At 37.9% G+C, this 15,716-nt stretch carries 13 protein-coding genes; all 13 read right to left on the bottom strand.

Annotated features, from left to right (window positions below):
- Positions 1–5: 5 nt before the first annotated feature.
- The 13 genes from uvrB to fba all read right to left on the bottom strand — a co-directional run bounded on the left by uvrB (position 6) and on the right by fba (position 15,640).
- Complete coding sequence (uvrB, locus tag JOC86_RS12195; protein ID WP_239587538.1) at positions 6–2,003, bottom strand: excinuclease ABC subunit UvrB; 1,998 nt, start codon at positions 2,001–2,003, stop codon at positions 6–8.
- Between the two features lie 549 nt (positions 2,004–2,552).
- Entirely contained in the window at positions 2,553–2,786 is a 234-nt protein-coding gene (locus tag JOC86_RS12190; RefSeq protein WP_205172925.1) for a CsbA family protein, read from the bottom strand.
- Positions 2,787–2,854: 68 nt separating this feature from the next.
- Entirely contained in the window at positions 2,855–3,496 is a 642-nt protein-coding gene (locus tag JOC86_RS12185) for an HD domain-containing protein (protein ID WP_205172923.1), read from the bottom strand.
- Positions 3,497–3,530: 34 nt separating this feature from the next.
- Entirely contained in the window at positions 3,531–4,286 is a 756-nt protein-coding gene (locus tag JOC86_RS12180; protein ID WP_205172920.1) for an alpha/beta fold hydrolase, read from the bottom strand.
- Positions 4,287–4,611: 325 nt separating this feature from the next.
- Positions 4,612–5,790 (bottom strand): phosphoglycerate dehydrogenase, encoded by a 1,179-nt coding sequence (locus JOC86_RS12175; protein ID WP_205172917.1) that lies wholly within the window; start codon positions 5,788–5,790, stop codon positions 4,612–4,614.
- 81 nt (positions 5,791–5,871) lie between these two features.
- On the bottom strand, positions 5,872–6,960 hold the full coding sequence (serC, locus tag JOC86_RS12170; RefSeq protein ID WP_205172914.1) for a 3-phosphoserine/phosphohydroxythreonine transaminase: 1,089 nt from the start codon (positions 6,958–6,960) through the stop codon (positions 5,872–5,874).
- Between the two features lie 774 nt (positions 6,961–7,734).
- Positions 7,735–9,108 carry a sensor histidine kinase gene (locus JOC86_RS12165; protein WP_205172911.1) on the bottom strand — a complete coding sequence of 458 codons (1,374 nt, stop codon included), beginning with the start codon at positions 9,106–9,108 and terminating at the stop codon, positions 7,735–7,737.
- Positions 9,089–9,781, bottom strand: coding sequence for a response regulator transcription factor (locus JOC86_RS12160; protein WP_205172908.1), 693 nt, complete (start codon positions 9,779–9,781; stop codon positions 9,089–9,091). The genes JOC86_RS12165 and JOC86_RS12160 overlap by 20 nt, the downstream gene beginning before the upstream one ends.
- Before the next feature lie 502 nt (positions 9,782–10,283).
- Positions 10,284–11,768 carry an arylsulfatase gene (locus tag JOC86_RS12155; RefSeq protein WP_205172905.1) on the bottom strand — a complete coding sequence of 495 codons (1,485 nt, stop codon included), beginning with the start codon at positions 11,766–11,768 and terminating at the stop codon, positions 10,284–10,286.
- 110 nt (positions 11,769–11,878) lie between these two features.
- On the bottom strand, positions 11,879–12,784 hold the full coding sequence (locus tag JOC86_RS12150) for an ROK family protein (RefSeq protein ID WP_205172902.1): 906 nt from the start codon (positions 12,782–12,784) through the stop codon (positions 11,879–11,881).
- A gap of 17 nt (positions 12,785–12,801) precedes the next feature.
- A complete protein-coding gene (locus tag JOC86_RS12145) occupies positions 12,802–13,821 on the bottom strand; it encodes an SIS domain-containing protein (protein ID WP_205172899.1) in 1,020 nt (339 codons plus the stop codon).
- 21 nt (positions 13,822–13,842) lie between these two features.
- The gene (pfkB, locus tag JOC86_RS12140; protein ID WP_205172896.1) at positions 13,843–14,781 is read right to left on the bottom strand and encodes a 1-phosphofructokinase; all 939 of its coding nucleotides are present in this window, start codon (positions 14,779–14,781) and stop codon (positions 13,843–13,845) included.
- A 4-nt stretch (positions 14,782–14,785) separates the two neighbouring features.
- Positions 14,786–15,640 carry a class II fructose-1,6-bisphosphate aldolase gene (gene fba / locus JOC86_RS12135; protein ID WP_205172894.1) on the bottom strand — a complete coding sequence of 285 codons (855 nt, stop codon included), beginning with the start codon at positions 15,638–15,640 and terminating at the stop codon, positions 14,786–14,788.
- Positions 15,641–15,716: the final 76 nt, after the last annotated feature.

The following is a 15,716-nucleotide window of genomic DNA, read 5'->3' as shown; positions in this document are numbered from 1 at the left end:
CTCGGTCATCCTTCCGCTTTTAACTCCAATATCGTATCTCGAAGTTGTGCAGCACGCTCGAAATCCAACGATTTTGCTGCATCCTTCATCTCTATCTCTAAGCTTGTGATAAGCTTTTCTCTTTCCGGTTTAGACATTTTGGAGGCTTTTGTTTTCGGTGTGTCGTATTCTTCTTGATCTTCAGCAGCCATAGTGGCACGAATAACATCACGTATTTCTTTTTTAATGGTTTGTGGTGTAATTCCGTGTTTTTCATTATATTCTTGCTGAATGAATCGACGACGTTCTGTTTCGTCCATTGCCTTTTGCATGGAATCTGTCACTTTATCAGCATACATAATGACGTGTCCATTGGCATTACGTGCGGCTCTTCCCATCGTTTGAATTAATGAACGTTCGGATCGGAGGAATCCTTCTTTATCCGCATCCAAAATCGCTACTAAAGAAACTTCTGGTATATCCAATCCTTCTCTTAGCAGGTTAATTCCGACTAAAACATCAAATTTTCCTAATCGTAAGTCTCTAATGATTTCAATTCGTTCTAATGTCTTGATTTCAGAATGAAGGTATTGAACTTTTATCCCAATTTCTTTTAGATAATCTGTGAGATCTTCTGACATTTTTTTCGTTAAAGTCGTAATGAGTACACGTTCATTATTCTTTGTTCGTTCTTGAATTTCTCCTAATAGATCATCGATTTGACCTTCGATTGGCCGTATATCAAATGTAGGATCTAACAAGCCTGTCGGCCGAATGATTTGCTCCACCATTTCAGGACTATGCTCTTGTTCGTATGGGCCTGGTGTCGCTGAAACATACACGATTTGATTGGTTTTCCCTTCGAATTCCTCGAAACGCAACGGACGGTTATCCATTGCAGATGGCAGCCGGAAACCATGATCTACAAGGACCTTTTTTCGTGCTTGGTCGCCATTGTACATCCCTCTAATTTGCGGAACTGATACATGAGATTCATCAATGACAATTAAAAAATCATCTGGAAAATAATCAAGTAACGTATACGGGGTAGATCCAGAAGGTCTTAGTGTCAAGTGACGAGAATAGTTTTCAATCCCGGAACAGAATCCCATTTCATTCATCATTTCAAGATCATATCGCGTTCGTTGTTCGAGTCGTTGCGCTTCTAGTAGTTTATTCTCAGATCTCAATAATTCAAGTTGTTCTTCTAGTTCTTGTTCTATGTTTACGATGGCCAGTTTCATTTTTTCTTCACGGGTTACGAAGTGGGAAGCTGGGAATATGGCAATGTGGTCACGGTCGCCTAGTATTTCTCCTGTTAAAGCGTCCACTTCTCTAATTCTATCGATTTCATCCCCAAAGAACTCAACTCTCATACAATGTTCGTCACGAGATGCAGGGAAGATTTCGACTACGTCTCCTCTTACACGAAAGGTTCCACGTTGGAAATCAATATCATTACGTGCGTATTGAACATCGACTAATTTTCTTAATAATTGGTTTCGTTCAATTTCCATCCCTACTCTTAAAGAAACTACAAGGTCACGGTACTCTTCAGGAGAACCTAACCCATATATACAAGAAACACTCGCGATGATCACAACATCGTTACGTTCAAAAAGCGCTGATGTCGCAGAGTGTCTTAACTTATCAATTTCATCATTAATGCTGGCGTCTTTTTCAATAAACGTATCTGTCTGAGGAACGTAGGCTTCTGGTTGATAGTAATCATAATAACTGACAAAGTACTCAACAGCATTATCAGGAAAAAACTCTTTAAATTCGCTATAAAGCTGGCCGGCAAGGGTCTTATTGTGGGCGATGACAAGCGTTGGTTTATTGATTTCCTTAATAACATTAGACATCGTGAACGTTTTTCCTGTCCCTGTTGCTCCAAGAAGAGTTTGATGTCGTTTTCCTTCTTTAATACCTTCAACTATGGTTTGAATTGCTTGCGGTTGATCACCTTGAGGCATGTACTTTGATTTAAGCTGAAACTGATTATTCACCGTTTTCCCTCCCATTCAAAAACGTATATGTGTTATTATGTAAATTTCGTCGTTCTGTGTTTTTCTTTATTCACATTCTACCACATATTCTACAGGATTAACCAACAAAAAGCGAACAAAAGTTCGTTCTATTCTATATTTATTTATCCACAAACTAGCTGTCCAGTTCAACTGATATCTCTTATATCTATTGACTTTCATTAGAGAATTAATACTTTAATTTTAATCTGTGGATAGAATTGTGAGTAATTATGTGAATAATTTTATTTATTTGTGAGTAAGTGGATATTTCTGTTGATAAATATAATAAATCCTGTGAATAAATGTTATTTACAGAATAAATTTTGTGGGAAAACCCAGGTTATCCACATATCTTATTATCTTTATTAAGTATGTAAATATTTAATAAAGTTCGCAGAAGATTAATCATGCCGCTATATGACATAGTACGACAAAAACCTGGGCGTGCCAGGCACCACAATAGTACACAAATAAAAAGTTCCGAATGCCTTAGCTAACCGCTTCAGAATTCAGAACTTTTTGAATAAGGTATATATATCTCTCTTAGGCACTTTTTTTTGCCTTTTTCATCATCTGATTTGAATACCAAAACCCGAGGGTTAGTGATGCAGCGTCAATGATTATTAGGAGCCATGTGTTCGTGTATCCTTTATAGACCGATGCTGTTATTAGAGCAACTGTTAAGATGAGTCCAACATAATGGTTATAGGTAACTCTTGTAAATAAAACGACTAGAAGTGCCGGCAAAAATAGGGCCAGGATTACTTTAGAGACCATTCTTTCATTCTCTCCTCATTTTTTGAACCTTTTCTTCTATCTTAACTGAAATCATCTTAGTGAAAAAGCTATTTTTGAGAATCATCAATGATCTTGTTGGTGATATCGTTTAACTGGCTATGAGGAATAAACTTTTCAGCCAGCATGTCAGGTAGGATTGTATCTAAGAAATACTGAACACAATGCATCTCTTGGAATTTTAGAATCGTCGATAGTGCTTCTTGATAAATTTCAAAAAATAGCGACTCTGGATTGCCTTTTTGAATTTCACCAAATGACTCATACAATAAATCTATCTTATCAGCCACTGAAAGAATTCTGCCCTCAATCGTGTCATCCTTACCATCTTTAAAGCGATTATGATAAATATCCTGGAATTGAGGAGGAAACTCTTGTTCGATAAATTTTGTTACCATTTCTTCTTCCACTTGACTAAATAATTTCCTCAATTCTTCTGATGCATACTTAACAGGTGTCTTAATATCACCCGTGAAAATTTCAGCATAATCATGGTTGAGTGCCTTTTCGTAAAGGGCCTTCCAGTCAATTTCTTCACCATGTTCTTCTTCAACTGTCCCGAGAAATTGAGCAATTTTGGTTACTTTAAAAGAATGGCTAGCGACACTATGCTCATGATATTTAAAACGACCTGGACAACGAAATAATTTTTCTAAGTCTGACAAACTTTTAAAATAGTGATGGACTCCCATAAGACCTCTCCCTTCTTATTGAATTCACTATCCTTCATACTTCCCCGTTATTTATTTTCTTAACATAATAATAAATAATTTCATTAAATGCATCCGAATATTTTGTTGGTAATTGATGTGATGCCTTATCGATCATTTCAATCTCATACTGTGGTAGATCTTTAAACAATGGCAAGTGTTTGTTAATCCATTGAGATTTACCACCATAAATGAGAAGGACCGGTGTATCTAAGTTTTTTAGATCCTTTTCTCGATTATAGTATAGAGATTGTTTGTAAAAATGGTACCAAATTCGTCTGTTCGCCTTCTCCAAATGCTCTTTAAAAATCAACTTTTCTTCTTCGTTATGAGCATGTGTTTTGGCTAAGGTATTAATGAGAAGCTGAGGCCTCTCCCTTACCATTCTCATTCCTAATAAGTGCATGAGTTTCAGCTTCATCGTTTTGACTCGAGGGTATCCACCAGCTAAAATAATGGCCTGTACAAAACCAGGATATTTATGAGCAAATTCCTGCGCGATAATGCCGCCAGCGGAATATCCGAGTAGTATACAGCTTTTTAGCTGTAAATGGTCCACAATGGCTTTCATTTCCTCTACGTATGTATCCATGCTTACAAATGAATGTTCATTAATAGAATCTCCATGTCCACTTAAATCAGGTAAAATCAATCGAAACTTTTCGGCAAGTGGGGTTTGATATATAAACGTTTTACGCCCCATGCCAGGAGGATGAATCATGATGATGGGAGTTCCTTCCCCCATGTCTTCGAAGAATAATTGTCTATGCAAAAACGTACAATACCCCATCTTATCCACTTCCTTCGTTTGCAAACTACTCTTTATTGTTTGCAAACACATAAAAAATACACATTAAGTTTAAAAAAAGGATGACAAATGTGAGGAGGTACTAACTTGACACAATCTAAGCATAAAATAGCTTTTTGCGTTTGCGGTATAAGTAGTACCAAACTCATCATCTAGTCAACCTTAAAAAAATCTATTTAATTTGGTCATGTCTTTCTTAAGATGCATTAACGCTTTATCCCTTTAAACCACTCGAGAACCGTCCCGCGGTGCTTTAAATTGGTAAAGGGCTTGGGTGAAAAGGCGATGGTTATAGCAGTCTTACTGAGACGGTTCCTTGAATTTCGTTTACGCTGTTTTTGATGTTTTGTTCGGTAGTTTCATCGATTTCGTTGTCAATATCGATGATTGTGTAGGCCCAGGCATCTTTGCTTCGGTTGATCATGTCTGCGATGTTCATTTCAAATTTAGCTAGAATCCCTGTCATTCTCCCTACCATTCCCGGTATGTTTTTATGCATAACGGCGAGTCTTCTTTTTCCTGAGAATGGAATTTCTACATCTGGCAGGTTCACCGAGTGTTTAATATTACCTGTTTTCAAATAATGCTTAAGCTGACGGGCAGCCATGACGGCACAGTTTTCTTCAGATTCTTTAGTGGATGCACCTAGATGAGGAACACCGATGACCTTATTGGTGCCTAATATATTTTCATTTGGAAAATCGGTAATATAATTTTCAACAATTCCTTCTTCAATTGCTAGCTTCAACGCTTGCTCATCGACAAGCTCTCCTCGTGAAAAATTAAGAATCCGAATTCCATCTTTCATTTGTTTAAAGGCATTTTCATTTAGCAGACCCTTTGTTTTGTCATTAAGTGGTACATGCATAGTGATGTAATCACAAGTAGAGAAGATTTCTTCAAGGGTAATCGCTCGTCTCACATTTTGGGATAAACGCCAAGCGGTTTCAACCGAAATGAAAGGATCAAACGCAACAACTTCCATTCCTAATTCTAGGGCATCGTTCGCGACAAGAACTCCAATCGCACCAACTCCAATGACCCCTAATCGTTTTCCTTTAATTTCTGTCCCTACAAACTGCTTTTTCCCTTTCTCCACAAGCTCTGGAATCTCTTTACCACGATCTTCAATTTCCGCTGTCCACTTAACGGCATCAAATAGATTTCGAGAGGAAGCCATAATGCAGGTAAGAACTAATTCTTTAACCGCATTCGCGTTAGCACCTGGAGTATTAAACACAACAATTCCGCGTTCCGTACAATGTTCCACTGGAATGTTATTAACCCCCGCACCCGCTCTTGCAATTCCTTTCACCTGTTCCCCAATTGCATAGTTATGAAAATTAAAGCTTCTAGCAATATAACCATCTGGCTCCTGAGTCTCAGAATTTAGTACAAAATCAAGATCTTCTTCAATTAACTTTAAACCAGCATCAGCAATCGCATTAAATGCCTGGATTGAATACATCTCTACCCCTCCTATAATGAGACTGAACTAAACATTTATGACTAAAACGGATATTAATCGTCTTTGATTTTACCCACATGATTAAGTAAGCACCTGTTGATAAGTTCGTTCAAATTCTTTTATAAAATCTGTTAACTTTTTCACATCCTCAAAAGGCATGGCGTTATAAAGACTTGCTCTCATCCCTCCAACGGAACGATGCCCTTTTAGGTTCTTCAATCCCTTTTCATCTGCCTTCTGTAAAAATTCTTTATTCAGATCTTCACAATCTGCTGTAAATGGGATATTCATAATGGATCGATTTTTTGGATGGACATGATTGTTAAAAAGCTTTGATTGATCAATGGTGTCATAAAGCCATTTTGCTTTTTTCTTATTCTGTTGCTCAATCACCGTCACTCCACCTAATTCTTTTATCCATTCCAATACCATTTTCATGATATAAATGGCAAAAGTTGGAGGAGTATTAAATAGGGATTGATTCTTGACATATGTTTGATAGTTCAGCATTGTTGGACAACTAGTAAAGGCTTTATTTGTAAGATCCTCTCTTACAATGACAACGGTAACTCCTGCTGGACCCAGATTTTTTTGTGCACCAGCATAGATTAGACCGAATTGATTCACGTCAATTTCTTCTGATAATATATGTGAGGACATATCAGCGACAAGCGGAATCGTTCCTGTGTTAGGTAGTTCTGAGAAACGTGTTCCTTCAATCGTATTATTCGTTGTGATATGTACATAATCAGCATCGAATTGAAAGGATTCTTGATTATAAGAAGGAATCTCTGTTAAAGGATTAGTTGGGGTAATGATAGTAATATCCCCAAGCTTACTTGCTTCTGCAATGGCTTTCTTCGCCCAAGAGCCTGTCATAATATAATCTGCTTTATGGTTCGTAGTAAGCAGATTGAAAGGAACCATGCTAAATTGCAGAGATGCCCCGCCTTGTAAAAAAAGAACATGGAAATTGTCCGGAATCTTTAATAATTCTCTCAATAATGCCTCTGCTTCTTCCATAATCTCTTGAAAATCCTGGGATCGATGGCTCATTTCCATAACAGACATTCCTGTTCCATTATAATTCAGCAATTCTTTTTGAGCTCTCTCCAAAACCGATACTGGCAAAACGGACGGACCTGCGGAAAAATTAGCAACTCGAGTCACAAAACATCCCTCACCTTTGTATGTTTAATCTGAATATTTTAACATTATAAGATGCCATTGATGGCAGGTCAACGGTCCTTTTTTGAGAGAAAAGATATGAAGCGCTTTCATTGTTTATAGATGAACTTTACAACGTTCCTATGTTTTTTTCTCTGATCTTCTATGGAGACTTTTTGTCCCAATCTCTGGAGAAGTTAAAAAGATAAACGGCTCAAAAATAATTCATTGTTTCTAAGCCAGTCGATTTAGGAATGAACAACTTTAAGCGCCCCCGTTTAGCCCCGACAAGCATAAGACGAGTCATGAAGGAAGGATGGTTTTTCCCTTCCTCCATGACTCGGCTAGACCATAGATGGGTTGGGCGCTGGAGCTAGATTACTCTACCTCTTTTCAAAGTTATTTAGATGTTTTCATTTTATAATTTAACAATAAAAAACCAGGATCATAGCTTTATCAACCCCAAGCTAGGACCCTGACTTTATAATAATCCCTTCATTACGAAAACGATTACTGTGTCCTCAAAATTTCCTTGAAAAAATTTATTGTGTTAACCCGTCTATCATTTTCCTAGGGTGTTTTCGTTTTGAGATGGAGTTAGCAGGTTTCCGCTCTAATTAACCTTTTTACAAAAATATACAATATCAAAAAACAACCATCCATTAGAAAACAGCCTTTTCCTATTATCTTCAATATTATTTTTATATAGTATTTATCATAAAAGTACTACTCAAGGACCACAACTTCAACCCGTTTATGTCCACTCTTGGGAACAAGTTACAATTTAGGCAAAGAAACGTTAAATACCGTCCCTTCTCCTTTCGTACTTTCGACTTGAATTTCTCCATTATGCATCTCTATAACGGATTGAACAATAGATAATCCAAGGCCCGTTCCATCAACGGAGCGTGTTCTTGAATGATCTGCCCGATAAAAGCGGTCATAAATTCTCTTCAGTTGATTGGGTTCGAGCCCAATTCCGGTATCCTTCATACTGACGAGAACACTTGAAGTGTCCTCTTCTATAGAAATCTCAATTTCACCAAATTCATGATTGTATTTAATCGCATTGGTGAGTAGGTTTTCCCAAACGGTATAGAGAAGTGAAGGGTCACCCTTTATCATGACATTATACGATGAATAGCTCACCATGATACCTTTCTCACTTAATTGCCACTGATATTGGTTAATAACCTTCTTCAATTGTCCCCCTAAATTAAATTCCTTAACTTCCATGATTTCCTTTTTACTTTCGATAGTCGATAGTAAAAGCATCTGTTTTGTTAAACTTGATAAGCGATTCATTTCAGAATTTAGGATATCAATATAACGGCTTCGCTCTTTAGCACTTGGGGCATCTAGAAGATTAACATACCCTCTCATATTAGAAAGCGGCGATTGAATATCATGGGATAAATTAGAGATTAATTCTTTTCTCATCTCTTCTACCTTGGCTAATTTCTTTGTCATATCGTCAAAGCTTGCTGCCAAATCACCGATTTCATCTTTTCTGTTAATATCAAGTGATATCGAGAAATTCCCATTCGCAATATCCTTAGTAGCACTATTCAGTTTACTAATAGGTCGAATGAGATACTTTGTGATGACAAGGACTAACACAATACTTAAAGCAATTGTTAATACCAGCATAAAGGCGAATAATAAATGCATTTCGTTAAAAAACAATTTAATATCAGGCCGGATAAATAAGGCATAATCCTTTCCTTCAGATTCGAATGGCACTCCGACTGTGTTTTTAAGTTCATTAGCAAAAAAGCCTGTCACAAATAGGGTATGGGGGAAATGGTTTATCCCGTGATACGTTTCTCCATTTAAAACCTTTTGGACGGTAGTTGAAGATAGATTCTTATCACGATAAGTGGCCCCAAAGAATCGACTTTCTCCTTGTTCATCTACGATATAAATCTGGTAGCCTAATAACCCAATATGCTCTAAGTATTTTGTTAAATCGATTTCATTATGATAATTTATGTATTCGGAAACCTCTAAGGCAAAGTTCGTAATCTTTTCATCATTTTTCTGTTTTAAGTTAATCTGGTAATAAAAATTAGATAAAAGGAAAGAGATCAGTCCACTCAAGAGCATAATGGAAATCGTTGTGACGGCAAATTTAAAGTAAAGGCTTTTCATTTTCATTCAACTCCATACAGTAGCCAACCCCTCTGACTGTTTTGATCGAAAAGCAATGCTGATAGGAGGAAAAGCGCCCTCTTAGCCTTTTTATATGGACATCCACCGTTCGATCATCCCCTTCATAGTCCAGCCCCCATACCTTCTCGATGATTAGTTCTCTTGAGAATACTTGGTTTAAATGTGACGCCAATAATGCTAGTAACTCAAACTCCTTTAACGGTAATATGTAGGTTTTATCATTCACTTTCACTTCATAGCTTTTTTTATCAATATACAAATCCCCTAATTTTATACTGGATTCATGAACCATCCCATATCTACGCAAAATCGCATTGACTCTGAATAATAACTCTTTGGGCTCAAATGGCTTTACGACATAATCATCTGTACCTGAGGAAAAGCCTTTTTCCTTATCTTCAAGCTCCCCCTTAGAAGTTAATAAAATTACCGGTATATCATAATCTCTTCTAATTTCTTCTGTCAGGTGATAGCCATCCATATGAGGCATCATGATATCGACAATCGCTAGGTTGCAGTCCTCTTTTTGAAGAAGGTCAAGAGCGGTTATCCCTTCCTCTGCTTCTAAGACGTGATACCCTTCTTTTGCCAATAAGTCTCTTACAATATGCCTAACATGCTGATCATCATCTACAACAAGAATGTTTTTCATAAAAGACACCTCTTTTATTTAGGCTATTTCGCCAATATTATTGCCTTCTGTAACGCTTTGCGGGCTTGATGTCGGAGTGATCGCCCGGACTCGTGGCAATTGGCGATTTGCCAATCGCTTTATTTATAAAACCTCAACTTCTAAAACAAACCTTCACGAAAAGAGTCGAACTAATATGTACTTGATATCAGAATAGTAGACACTCAGTGGAATAGCAATCTAATTGTCTACCGTTTCAACTATATTAAGAGTCCTTTAGAGCATTCATTTGTCCGGTTTGGTTATTTATTTGTCCAAATACTCCATTAATTTGTCCGTCATCTATGTTTATTTGTCCAAAATCTACTATTTATTGACCAATCGACATGTAACGACAAGTTTCACCGTTTCCAGATCTAAATTGACTTTAACGTTAGCTCTGTATTCAGTTTAATTTATTCCATAAAAAAAGATCCAAGACTATTTATCAATACCTAGTCTTGAACCCTTTATAGTTGATGCTTTAGTTATAAGCTGTTTCCTTTACAGACACTAATAAATGCTCCAAAGTTGATTTCGCTTTTTTACCAGCAATCAGCCTTTTACCATCTGTATAGCCTTCCTCGCGACCATGTAATTCTCTTATAAGGATTTCCCTCCAAAATACTAACCGGTCTATATATTCTGGGTTGTTTACTAAATTGATTGTTTCACTGGGATCTTTTAAAAGATTAAACAATTGCTCTTCCCCAGATTGGGAATACCAAATATATTTTTCTTTTCCATTTGTTAAAAATTGATGTGAACTAGCTCCATATGCATGCTCGCCATGTATATATTCACGCCATTTTGCCTTTTCACCTGTGCATAGTGGGAGTACACTCATTCCATCGACACTTCTTGGAATTTCCACATTTGCTGCATCCAATATCGTTGGCATAATATCTCTCAGCTCTACCACTTCTTCAATTGATTGGTTTTTCTTAAGCTTTAATACATTTCCTGGGTCAGATAAAATAAAGGGAACGTTAGCACTGCCCTCATATGGCAGAGCTTTACGGAAAAGGTTATGATCGCCTAACAGTTCGCCATGGTCTGATACAAAGAGAATGACCGTATTATTCATTACCCCATATTCTGCCATTGTCTGCATAAATCGCCCTATTTGATAATCAATATGCGTAATGAGTGCATAGTAAGCTGCCTGTGCCCGTTTAAATCGATTTCTTGGTACATTTCCCTTTAATGTAACTGGATTTAACCCGTTTTGTTCTGGATCTTCTAACTCCGCCCAATCCCCAATCGCTGGATCAGGTAGGTCTAAATCTTTATACATATCAAAAAACACTTGTGGTGGATCGAATGGCGGATGTGGACGAACAAATGACATTTTTAAGAAAAATGGTTTTGAAGGGTCACGCCTCCGAAGAAAATCAATCGATTCACTTACTACCCAGTTTGTCGGGTGTAGTGCCTCTGAAAGATGCCATGGCCTAGCAACTGTCGAAGCATTACAATCCAGGCCTAAATCGTTTAAGTCAGCTTGAGAACCTGCCTGCTGTTTGAACCAAGGGAGGTAATCGTCACCACTATGGTTAAACGATTCAGATTCCAAATTACAGCTTTTATTGCGATTATAATGCAGGTATCCATCATGTAAAACGACGTTATGGAACCCACATAGATTTCTTGCCGGATAGACATGCATTTTTCCAACAGCTTGTGTATGATACCCAGCTTGTGCTAACTCTCCTGGAAGCGTATGCTCATAGTTAAACGGAACTTGATCCTGATACCCAACTCTTCCTGTTGATGTTTGCGACATTCCTGTTAGCACTGTTGCCCTTGCCGGTACACAAGTAGGTGTAGACGAATAAGCGTTTTGAAACAAAACGCCGTCTCTTGCAAGCTGATCAAGGTTCGGGGTATCTACTACAGGATGATCTTGGATACTTAAACAATCTGCTCGCATTTGGTCCACCATAATTAGAACAATATTCGGTTTCATTTTGATGGCCCCTGCCTTTCTATATACATTAGGTCGGTCCTCTTGTCCATTTGGCATTGTGCTTATTAGCCTAGTATTCTAGCCCTTATTTTCTAAAGACTTTTTTATAGTTAAGCAATTGTATTTTTTCTATTATGCATTAGGGCAAGGTAAAGTGCTCCTTGAAGACCCGCTTCCCCCTTATGCTTGCTCATTTGAATTCGATCGAAAATCCCTTCATGAACCGGATTTTGCACAAGTGCTTTAAGCTCAGCTTGTATCAACTCTAAAAATGCAGGTTGGTTATGGATGACACCTCCACCCATAACGATTACATGAGGATCAACGATTGAAAAGATTTGATGAAGCCCCTGAGCAATATGCTTTGCTGATTTTTGAATAAGGGAAACGGATTGAGAATCCTGTGAATCCATTAACTGTTTCGTTGTAATCACTGGATCCTTTAATAGTCGTCTTGCCTCAGCTTCGATAGCAGGTCCTGAAGCAAGACTTTCTAACGTTCTTATTGATTGATCATTCTCCAGAATCGTCAAACCCACTTCACCGGCCATGCCAGCTCCACGGATAAATTCACCTTTATGGATAATGCAGGAGGAAATTCCTGTACTAACGGTAAAATAGACAAAGGTTTCTTCATTAAGATTTCTCGCCTGCCATTCCCCATATGCAGCCAAGTACACATCATTGTCCATGATGACCTCTGCTTTGGGGAATACTTCTTTCAGCCTAGAAGCTAGCGGAAAATTCCTCCATGGCAAATTATTTTGATAGATTGCAATCCCTTTTTCCGGGTTCACTTTACCTGGGACACCTAAACCGATTACTTTTATATCCCTAGGGCTTGCTCCTTCTTGATTTAGAAGTTCATAGAAAGACATACAAAGGCTCTCAAACATAGATTCAGGATCACGGACGGCACTTTTCACTTGTAATTGATGTTTTACTCCTCCATCAAGATCTGCTAATGCTGCCGCGATTTTCGTTCCGCCGATATCTGCTATTAATAGATTAGGCAAAGGCTACACTCCTTTTATTAAAGATTCAAAGTCACGACCTGCGTTAAGTTTCTCGGCTGATCAGGATTATAGCCTAAACTCAAAGCTTTATGATAGGCAAGCAGTTGTAAGTGGGGCACAAAAAGGACTAATCGATTACGGTCTGATAAGCTTGGATCAAGGCGAATACGATGATCTGCTGAAAATTGTTCAGAGAATGGACCAATAGCTAATACTTCCCCATTTAATCTCTGAATATCCTTAACCAGCTCCTGATCCAAACCTTCTGAATTCGCCTGTGTCATGAAGACGACAATGGTCGATTCGTCTACAACAGAGATGGGACCATGACGGAACTCTAGATTTGAATAGCTCTCACATTCTGTCTGTGTCATCTCTTTTAATTTTAATGTCGCTTCTTTCGCAATACCATTGTAAATTCCAGAGCCCAAGAAAATAAAGCGTTTATAGGATTTGTTATCTGTTATAGCTTTTGTGTTCTCCCAATCTTTCAAAAGTTCACTAGTCAAACTCGGTACTTCTGCCAGTTCATGTAGGTCCTTATCGGAAGAGACTAATTTAGCCGCATAGATTTGAAGAGCATAAAGCATATTGGTAAAGGATTGCGTCATCACGACACTTTTTTCGTTAATATGATCTAATGATATTGTTTGATCTGAAAGCTTTGCCATTGGGCTATCACCATGACAGGTGACAGAGAGTGTTTTTACATTTGCTTGCTTTTGTAAGAATTTCAGCGCTTCCACTACTTCTGAAGTAGTTCCTGATCGTGATATCGCTATAACATGATAATTTTTCTTTTCAAGAATAGATGATTCGGGATGGATAAAAATTTCCGATGCAGGAAGTGCTTGAGCTATTTTTCCTGTAACTGCTTGAAAGTAACGAGCTGCTGAAGAAGCTAGATAAAAAGAAGTACCACAGCCAATAAAAAGATAAACATCTGATGGCTGCTCTTGAAAAGTTTGTTGATTGACCTCTACATAAGTTTTCTGTAATTGCTCTGCTTGATTTACTATTTCTTGATACGTATACATTTGACATTCTCCTTTAATCGATTATATATGATTCAACTTATACACTTCGATATCCTTCAGTAAATAATCTATATCCTTTACGTCAACCTTTCCTGCAAAAGGCTGTAAAGCATTGGCCGTTCCATAGGCTGTAGCTAATGATAGGATTTCCTCGATTGGAAGTTCCTTCTCAAACCCTGATGCTAATCCTGCTAGCATGGCATCTCCACATCCAATGGTATTAACTACCTCTATTTCTGGTGCTTTCACATGAAAAACTTCATCCTTGTTAATGAGCAATGCTCCTTCCCTACCCAGGGAAATACATACATATTGAACACCTTGTTTCAGTATGTTCTTACCCGCATCAATCGCATCTGTTAGCGTCAATATTTCTTTCTTGATTAATTGCTTTAACTCCTGTTCATTTGGTTTGACCGCAAATGGTCCACTACATAAACCATGTCGTAATGGTTCACCACTTGTATCAAGAATTGCTTTTGCTCCATTTTGCTGGATGATTTCAATTAATTGGCTGTAGCCATTAACGGGAACTCCTTTAGGAAGGCTTCCAGATAAAGTGATAATCTTACTCTCCATAGCTGCCTTCTTTACAAACTCACAAATCTTAAGCCACTCTTCATCTAAAATCATGGGACCTTGCTCTAATATTTCTGTTTCTTCCTTAAGTTCTTCATTGAGAATAGTTAGGCAAACTCGTGATTCACCTTGAATCGTCACAAACTCATGGGGAATATTTCTATGGGCTAGTAAATGAGCAATCTTCTTGCCATTACTACCTCCAACAAAACCGCCTGCAACGACTTTTTCTCCAAGTGAATCAAGAACCTTTGCTACGTTAATCCCTTTCCCACCCGGCTCAACATGTAAATCTTTTAATCTATTTGTTTGCCCTAAAGTAAAAGAGGGAAGGTAATACGTCGTATCTAATGCAGCATTTAATGTGATCGTTGTAATCATAGGATTACACCTTAAGGGGGCTTTGCAGCATCGATATTTTTTCTACTACAATCTCTTTCACAGCATTTGAAGCCGGCACAAAGTATTTACGTGGATCATTTTGTGACGGGTTTTCCCTAAAGTAAAGTCGTAAAGCCTCTGCGAAAACGTCTTTTAACTCTGTAGAAAAGTTGACTTTAGCGATTCCATAATTTAAGGCATGTTGAACACTTTCAGCTGGGACACCCGAAGCTCCATGCATTACGAGTGGGCAATCTATACGTGAGTGTATACTGTTTAAGAGGTCAAACTGTAATTTAGGCTCTTGTTTGTACATCCCATGTGCCGTTCCAAATGCTGGTGCGAATGAATCAATTTGTGTTTCTAATACAAATTGTTCCGCTAATTCCGGGTCTGTGTAAAAGGCTGAACTTTCCTCTACCTCTAGATCGTCTTCTACTCCGCCAATCGTTCCGAGTTCTGCTTCAACCGGTACATTTGCGGCATGGGCAGCTTCCACTACTTTTTTTACTAGTTGAAGATTTTCATTGAAAGGTAAGTGTGAACCATCTATCATTACGGAGGTATAACCGGCACGAATACATTTCATTACAATATCAAAGGAGTCGCCATGATCAAGATGAATTGCGATTGGGACTTTAGCCGTTTCTGCTGCTGCCTCAACCATTGCTTTCATATAGTGGATTCCAACATATTTAATCGTTCCGGGAGTCGTTTGCAGGATAACAGGAGCATCCATTTTTTCTGCTCCAGCTATAACGGCTTTAATGATTTCAAGATTATGCGCACCAAATGCACCTACAGCATAATGATTTTGATATGCATCCTGTAGGATTTCTTTCGTCGATACTAATGCCATATGTTTCATCATCTCCTATCAATGGGTTGTTGGTACAAGTTGATGTGAAGAAAAACTCATAGCTTATCCCTCGCTA

It is taken from the genome of Rossellomorea pakistanensis (assembly GCF_016908495.1).
Classification (GTDB): domain Bacteria; phylum Bacillota; class Bacilli; order Bacillales; family Bacillaceae_B; genus Rossellomorea; species Rossellomorea pakistanensis.
This window is presented reverse-complemented; position numbering and strand designations above follow the sequence as displayed.